The organism is Humidesulfovibrio sp. (assembly GCF_035560995.1).
Lineage (GTDB): Bacteria > Desulfobacterota > Desulfovibrionia > Desulfovibrionales > Desulfovibrionaceae > Humidesulfovibrio.
This window is the reverse complement of record NZ_DATMYK010000326.1, coordinates 1-7,583: the sequence shown is the minus strand read 5'-3', so window position 1 is coordinate 7,583 and position 7,583 is coordinate 1. Positions and strand designations below refer to the sequence as shown.

Annotated in this window: 8 protein-coding genes; all 8 read right to left on the bottom strand. The window is 63.2% G+C overall.

Features of this window, described 5'->3' with window-relative positions:
- A partial coding sequence (gene hcp / locus VN419_RS13110; RefSeq protein ID WP_325647666.1) for a hydroxylamine reductase occupies positions 1 to 1,348 on the bottom strand: 1,348 nt, incomplete at its 3' end.
- A gap of 209 nt (positions 1,349 to 1,557) precedes the next feature.
- Positions 1,558 to 2,622 carry an agmatine deiminase family protein gene (locus VN419_RS13105; protein ID WP_325647665.1) on the bottom strand — a complete coding sequence of 355 codons (1,065 nt, stop codon included), beginning with the start codon at positions 2,620 to 2,622 and terminating at the stop codon, positions 1,558 to 1,560.
- 5 nt (positions 2,623 to 2,627) lie between these two features.
- Complete coding sequence (locus tag VN419_RS13100; protein ID WP_325647664.1) at positions 2,628 to 3,713, bottom strand: deoxyhypusine synthase family protein; 1,086 nt, start codon at positions 3,711 to 3,713, stop codon at positions 2,628 to 2,630.
- Between the two features lie 85 nt (positions 3,714 to 3,798).
- On the bottom strand, positions 3,799 to 4,353 hold the full coding sequence (locus VN419_RS13095; protein ID WP_325647663.1) for a pyruvoyl-dependent arginine decarboxylase: 555 nt from the start codon (positions 4,351 to 4,353) through the stop codon (positions 3,799 to 3,801).
- 148 nt (positions 4,354 to 4,501) lie between these two features.
- Positions 4,502 to 5,572: a 23S rRNA (adenine(2503)-C(2))-methyltransferase RlmN gene (gene rlmN, locus VN419_RS13090; protein ID WP_325647662.1), complete on the bottom strand. Its 1,071-nt coding sequence runs from the start codon at positions 5,570 to 5,572 to the stop codon at positions 4,502 to 4,504.
- A 207-nt stretch (positions 5,573 to 5,779) separates the two neighbouring features.
- A complete protein-coding gene (locus tag VN419_RS13085; protein WP_325647661.1) occupies positions 5,780 to 6,124 on the bottom strand; it encodes a hypothetical protein in 345 nt (114 codons plus the stop codon).
- Positions 6,121 to 6,462, bottom strand: a complete 342-nt coding sequence (locus tag VN419_RS13080) for a hypothetical protein (RefSeq protein WP_325647660.1) — start codon at positions 6,460 to 6,462, stop codon at positions 6,121 to 6,123. Before VN419_RS13080 ends, VN419_RS13085 begins: the two co-directional genes overlap by 4 nt.
- Positions 6,463 to 6,839: 377 nt before the next feature.
- Positions 6,840 to 7,475: a hypothetical protein gene (locus tag VN419_RS13075; protein WP_325647659.1), complete on the bottom strand. Its 636-nt coding sequence runs from the start codon at positions 7,473 to 7,475 to the stop codon at positions 6,840 to 6,842.
- Positions 7,476 to 7,583: the final 108 nt, after the last annotated feature.

The following is a 7,583-nucleotide window of genomic DNA, read 5'->3' as shown; positions in this document are numbered from 1 at the left end:
CGTTGCACTGGCCCACGTCGAGCAGGCGGGGAATGCCGCCGATGTCGCCCAGCTGCTTGTCGAAGAAGCGGAACTTGCCGCAGGCGAGCGTCAGGATGATGGTGTCGGCCGGGGCCTTTTCCACGAATTCGGTGTAGTAGTTGCGGCCGGGCTTGGCGCCGTCGCAGCCGCCAACCAGGAAGAAGTGGCGGATCTTGCCGGCCTTCACAGCGTCGATGACGGTGCCGGCGACGCTCATGACGGTGTTGCGGCCGAAGCCAACGTTCACGGTGCCGCGGTCCAGGTCGTCGGTGAAGCCGGGCAGCTCAAGGGCCTTCTTGATGACGGCGGAGAAGTCCTCGTTGCCCACGTGCACCGCACCGGGCCAGCCAACCAGGCCGGTGGTGAAGATGTTCGGCAGGTAGCTCATGGCGGGCTTCTGGATGCAGTTGGTGGTCATGAGCACCGCGCCGGGGAACTCGGCGAATTCCTTGATCTGGTTCTGCCAGGCAGTGCCGTAGTGGCCGAAGAAGTGCTTGTAGGCCTTCAGCTTCGGGTAGCCGTGGGTGGGCAGCATCTCGCCGTGGGTGTAGATGTCGATGCCCTTGCCCTCGGTCTGCTTCAGCAGGGTCTCCAGGTCCTTCAGGTCGTGGCCGGAGACGAGGATGCACTTGCCCTTGCGGTGGCCGATGGGCACGGCGGTGGGCGTGGGGTGGCCGTAGGTGCCGGTGTTGGCGGCGTCGAGCAGTTCCATGGCCTTCAGGTTGGCGGTGCCGCAGCGCATGGCCAGGTCGACCCAGGCGCCCAGGTCCAGATCGGTGCGCAGGGCGGAGGCCAGACCCTCGTAAATGTACGCGGCCACGGAGCCGTCGTACTGGCCGAGCAAAGCGGCGTGGTCGGCATAGGCGGCAACGCCCTTGATGCCGTAGATGACGGTCTGCTTCAGGGACTGGATGTCGGCGTTGGGGTCCACCGAGTTGATGGCGTGCTCTTCGCCCTGCTTCACCAGGCCGGCCAGGTCGGCCGCGGGGGTGAACTTCAGGCAGTCGCAGTCGGAGATGACGCCGAGGGAGCCCACGCGGGCGGTCATGCACTTGCGCAGCTCAACGGCCTGGTTGATGAGCGGGACGAAGCGCGCGGCGTCGAAATTCACGTTGGTGAGGGTGCTGAACACGGCCTTGTACAGGAACAGGTCAGTGTCCTTGTCCTGGATGCCTTTCTTGGCGGCCTCGTGCGCCACGACGGAAAGGCCCTGGCAAGCGTAGATCAAGAGGTCCTGAAGGGCGGCGACGTCGGGCTGCTTGCCGCACACGCCGATCTGGGTGCATCCGGTTCCCTTGGCGGTCTGTTCACACTGGTTGCAAAACATGGGGTGCCTCCTGGTCGGTATAAGGTTATCATCTATGTTTCCTGGTTCAGGCGAGCCCGGTTCCCCGCGCTCGCAAAATGGGTTTACGATAACCTTTGCATCTCTTCTTTGACTTGTGTCAACGGGGCATGGTTTTTTTGAAAAAAAACGCCCCGGGCAAATGCTCGGGGCGTTTTGGCGGGTGGATGAGTTGCGAAATCGGCTGGTTGCTAGCGGCCCAGCGGCTCCTGCCGGGTCAGGCAGTGGATGGTGCCCAGGCCCCAGACCAGGTCCACGGCGTGTATGCCGATGACGGGCCGCCCGTTCTTTCCGGAGAAGCATTCGGACAGGATGCCCAGGGCCAGGCGGTCGTTCGGGTCGTTGAAGGTGGGTACAAGAACGGCCGTGTTGGTGATGAGGAAGTTGGCGTAGCTGGCGGGCAGGCGCAGGCCGTCGAACCAGAGGGGCGCGGGCATGGGCAGGCGCACCACCTGGGGCCGCGTGCCGTCCTCCAGCTTTGCGCCTTCCAGGATCTCGCGGTTTTCCTCCAGGATGGCGTGGTTCTCGTCGGCCGGGTTCTTCTCCTCGCACAGCACCAGGGTGCGCGCGTCGGTGAAGCGGCAGAAGTCGTCCACGTGCCCGTGGGTGTCGTCGCCCTTGATGCCGTTGCGCAGCCAGATGGTGTTGCCGGCGCCCATGGCGGAGGCGAACACGGCCTCGTAATCGACGTGGGTGAAACCGGGGTTGCGCACCTGCACGGAGGGGTCCAGGCAGCATTCCTCGGTGGTGACCAGGGTGCCCCGGCCGTTGATGTCGATGGCCCCGCCCTCGAAGACCACGAGGCGCTCACCAAACATGGCGGGCAGGAACTCCAGGTCCAGCAGCTTGGCGATGGTGGGCGGCACCAGGGCGTCCAGCTGGTATTCCGGGTACTTGCTCCAGGCGTCGAAGTCGAAGCCGGAGATGGCCACCTTGCCGTCTTTTTCAACGAAGCAGGGGCCGCAGTCGCGCATCCAGCCGCGGTCCGTGGGGATGCGGAAGAAGTCCACGCGGCTCATGTCCACGTGGGCTTTCTTGAGCTGGCCGCGCGCGCGCTTTTCCACGCTCTCGTCGGCCACCAGCACGCGGGCGCGCTCATGCCCTTCGCTGTTGGCGATCTTGCGGATGATCTCCGCAAAGGCCCAGGGCATGGGCGCGAACTTGCCCGGCCAGTCGCAGGCGTTCTGCGGCCAGGTGATCCAGGTGGCGGCGTGGGGCTCCCACTCCGCGGGCAGGCGCAATTCCGCGGCGCTCATGGGCGCTACTTCGCGGCCTTTTTGCGCAGGCGGTCCTGCAGGCCCTTGATGAGGATGGGCCAGGCCATGGTGGCGTCGGCGTGGACCTCGGCGAACTGCCCGCCCTCGGCCGGGGGCACGAACTTGCCCCAGGAGATGCCCTCCTGGTAGGTGCAGCCGGACAGGCCGCCCCAGTGCACGGGCTCCGGGCAGATGCGGATGGCGTACTGGAAGCGCCGCGCGGGCAGGTCGCGCTCCAGGCGGTCGCTCATGACGTCGAAGAACGGTCCCACCTGCTGCGCCCAGTTGCGCGGCACGCCGCCGCCGATGGTGAAGATGGCCATCTTCTTGGCGCCGTGCATCTTCTTGGAGTAGCTGAACAGGTCGAGGAACGGGTTGAACTGGAAGGGCAGAGCCTCCGGGCCCTTTTCGCCCAGCAGGTGGCCGAAGTCCTTGGCCAGGATGGAGCAGGCCACATCGAGGGCCAGTTCGGAGTCGGTGAAGGCCGGGATGTAGACCGGCACGTTCTTCTTGTAGGCGCTCTTGAGGATGCCGGGGCCGTTGTACTTCTCGCTCAGGTGCTTGCCGATGGCGCGGCAGATGAGCTCGCTGGACAGGTGCGTCACCTTTTCCACGTCCATGAGCTGGTGCATCACTTCGCGCACCACAAGCTCGGCCTGGGTGAAGTTGGCCTCGGGCTCCAGGGTGTCGTACACGCGGTTGTAGCCCGCGTCGAAGAGCGACTTGTCGTTCATGCTGGGGTCGTACTTGAAATGCTGGAGCCCGATGGACTCGATGAAGCCGTGGGCCATGAGCGCGCCGGTGGAGACGACGACGTCGAGCCAGCCCTCGTCGATCATCTTGATCAAAAGCTTGCTCTGCTTGGCCACGGTCATGGCGCCGGAGAAGGTGCCCACCACCACGCAGTCGGGGTCCTCCACCATGGCCTGAAGCACGTCCAACGCCTCGCCCAGGCTGCGGCCGCCAAAGGCGGTGCGGCCCATTGCGGTCAGCAGTTCGTCGAAGTCGTTGATGGCGTCCGGGTCGAGGGTGGTCAGCGGGGTCAGCTTGTCTTTGGTTCCGTCGTGCAGAACGCGCTTGATGGTGGACATTCGGGCTTTCCTTATGCCAGGGCCTCCCGCTCCCTATTCGGAAACGGGAGGCCCTGGACGAATGGTTCTGATGTAAGGCGTCGTCCTAGAAGATGAACACGACAGCGGACACGGTGGTGGTCCACATGTTGCCGGTGCCGATGGCGGAGACGGGCATGGAGATGGAATCGATGATCTTGCCGCTCATGAGGTACACTTCGCGGCGCTCGTCGTAGCCGATCTCAGGATCGAAATCCACGCCAAGGGTGGTGGCCAGCATGGTGGAGGCCAGGTCCTCGGCGAAGTCGCCCAGTTCCTTTTCCTCCTCGCCGAAGCTGTGGTGCTCGGAGATGTAGCCGTAGTGCTCCTTGTCCGAGGGGATGGCCATGCCGCAGGAGGAGCCGACAAGACGGCCCTTTTCGTTGGTCTGGTTCCGCGCCATGACGCAGAAGGTGATCTGGCCGGGGTGCAGGGCCTTCACGCCCTCTTCCAGGCTCACCAGTTCGCAGTTGGGCGGATAGATGCTGGAGACGTAAACAAGATTCTGTTTTTCGATGCCGGCCTCGCGAAGAGCCAGCTCGAAGGATTGCAGCTTGTTCTTGTGGACGCCCACGCCTTTGGTGAAGAAGGCGCGGGTGGGAACCATGGGATAGTTGGCCATGTATGGACCCTCCTGGGCTTGGGATAACGCCGGTGTCCCGACGAATGACGCCATATATTTTTTTGGAAGGGCTGGCTACTATTAAATTGGGCCAGCCTTGGCAAGGACTATTTGCGCACGGCCCGATGCCGCACTATCAACCCTCTGATTATCCAGCCAGAAGCTTCAGCTGGCCGCAGGCGGCGGCGATGTCCTGACCCATGCTGCGGCGTATGAAAGTCGTAATATGCTTACTACGCAGATAGTTCTCAAAGGCCAGCACGCCTTCCGGGTCCGGAGCCTCAAACGGGGCCTTGCCCGTCTCCGGCGGGGGCGGGTTGTAGCTGATGAGGTTCACCTTGCACCGGCGCTGGCCCAGAAGCTTCACCAGCTGCTTGGCGTGGGCCATGGTGTCGTTCACGCCGCCCAGCATGATGTACTCGTAGGTCACGCGCTCGCGCATCTTCAGGGGGTAGCGGTCCAGGCAGCCGAGGAGTTCTTCCAGGGGCACGCGGGCCGCCTTGGGCATGAGCTTTTCGCGCAGTTCCTGCGTGGGCGCGTGCAGGCTGATGGCGGGCACGGCCAGGCCGGAATCGCCCAAAATTTTGAGGCCTGCCGGGATGCCCACGCTGGAGACGGTGCTGCGCCGCGTGGCGATGGAGATGCCCTCCGGGCTGCCCAGGGTCTCCAGGCTGCGCAGAAGCTCGGTCAGGTTCATCAGCGGCTCGCCCATGCCCATGAACACCAGGTTCTTGAGGGGCGGCAGGCTGTGCTCCGCCAGGTGCGCGCGCGCCACCAGAATCTGCCCCACGATCTCGCCCATGGTCATGTTGCGGGTCAGCCCGAGCTCTCCGGTGGAGCAGAAGGTGCAGGCCATGGCGCAGCCCACCTGGGTGGAAAGGCACTGGGTGTAGTGCCCGGCCATGGGGATGAGCACGGTCTCGATCTTTTCGCCGTCCGCCAGCTTGAGCAGCAGCTTGATGGTGCCGTCGCAGCTCACGCGGACCACGTCCACGGCGGGGCGGATGATGGCCGCGCGCTCGTTGAGCTTCTGCTTCAGCGCGCCGGAGATGTTGGTCATGGCCTCGAAGCTCTGCGCGCCGCGGTTCCACAGCCAGTGCCACAGCTGGTCCGTGCGGAAGCGCGGCTGCTTCAGCTCGTCCACCACAAAGGCTTCAAGCTCGGAGCGCGTCAGGTTCAGGAGGTCCGCCTTGGGCGGGGTGTGGGCGGCGTCTGTCATCGCTCAAGCATGTACCAGCGCCGGGACGCTTCCACAAGAGGGCGGGAAAGGGTGCGGGCCCTGGGGCCGCTGCTCACCTCTCCCGCCGCCTTGACGCCGAACTTGACGCCTTTGTGCAGCTCCTCGTTGGTGGCAAGCTCCTCCCAGGCGCGGGAAAGGGCCTGCTTGGCCCCGGCCGCGCTCGTTGCCAGCCAGGGTAACGCCCATTCAGGGCCGGGGCCCCAGTGTCTCCCCGCGGTTGGGATGGGGTTTTTTGAGGGCGAAGCGTTTCTTGAGCCACAGCAATTGGTGAGGGATGAAGAAAAACAGAAAATAAACGGCCTCGAAGATGTTTCCCCGAATGACCAGATACAGTGGCAGCGCGGCGATGAGGGCAAAGGCCGCATCGGAAGCCCGGACACTGTGTTCAAGGTAGGGAAAACGTTCCGGGAGCAGCCCGCACTTGCGGTACTGCCCCGAAAGAGTGAGCAGCACCTGTAGCGTTGGGATAAGATACAAGCCAACAATGACAGCACAGCGGAGCAGGGTTGGCCACAAAATTTCCAAGGTCATTTCCTCCGCTTCAGCTCTTCGATTCGTGCGCCAAGTTCGCGGGTTTTGCGTGCTGCCGAGTCGAAAAGATCATATCCGTCGTTCGCAAGTTTCCAACCCCGATTGCGGAGGATCGAAACGGTGGGCTCTTGGCCAAAGAGTGGAGCACCCCATGTTGCAGAGCCATAGCCCAACAACGCTGACGCCGCATCCTCCCCCGCCTTTGCCCACACATCCTTGCTCACCTCTCCCGCCGCCTTGACGCCGAACTCGACGCCCTTGTGCAGCTCCTCGTTGGTGGCAAGCTCCTCCCAGGTGCGGGAAAGGGCCTGCTTGGCTCCGGCCGCGCCTTGGGTCACCGCCTGGCCCGTGCCCGCGGCGATGCGCTCCAGTTGCTCCGAGGTAATCTTAGATTATGATTGGGACGCATCGAAGTGCACTTCGACAGGTTTCAGCATTTTGTACATTCTGCGAGTTGCTTGAATCACGAACTGCAGTGCGCAAATTTCCGGGAGGTACAACCCGCCAAATAGTCCGTCTTGGTATATCCACGCTCCAAAGGCGGCGTAAATCATGACCGTGCACAATATTTGCCACAATGGGGCAACATTGTTCGGCAGAAAATGCAGGGTGTGCAATCCTCTTTTTTTGTAACGCCCTGAAAGTTCGAGGGTAATGTCAAGGCCGAGGATTATTGCATAGAAGATGAGAGATGGAATGAGAGCACTCGTCAGCATCATTTTTTCTCGCCATATACGCTGTTGTGTATGGTCTGGATGCGGTCACCGAGATCTTGCCCCTTTTGGGGGAACGTTTTGTAGCTGTTGACCCCAGTCCAGACGAGCCCAGGAACAGGTCCCAAACCATTGGTCCATCGCGGCCCACCTGTGGGGGCAGCCAATTTGTATCCCCCGTAAACAGTGGCTGCGTGCTTGCCAACTTGCATTCCCACATCCTTGCTCACCTCTCCCGCCGCATTGACGCCGAACTCGACGCCTTTGTGCAGCTCCTCGTTGGTGGCAAGCTCCTCCCAGGTGCGGGAAAGGGCCTGCTTGGCCCCGGCCGCGCCTTGAGTCACGGCCTGGCCCGTGCCCGCGGCAATGCGCTCCAGCTGTTCCGAGGTGGCGGTGAGCAGGCTTTTGGGTTCCCGCCTTCCGGCCTCGCTGTCGGCTCCGGCCTGCTTGCCCGCGTCCGCGTACAGGCGGCCCTCGGCCCCAAAGATGCTGACGGAGCCGTCGCTCAGGGACACTGCCCCGCCGCGCGGGCCGGTGTAGCGTCCGTGAGAGTCGTAGCCCTGCGGCTTGCCGCCCGCTCCCGGCTTTACGCCGCCGCTTTTGCCTCCGTTTCCGCCTTGTTGCGTGTTCCAAGTCATAAAGCGCCTCCGGAAAAGTTTCAATGGAGTATAGTATGACCGTTTGGGCGCGGACAAAATTCCCCTGCTTTTGGCCGGGAAAAGGGCGAAACGGGCGGGTTGACAGGC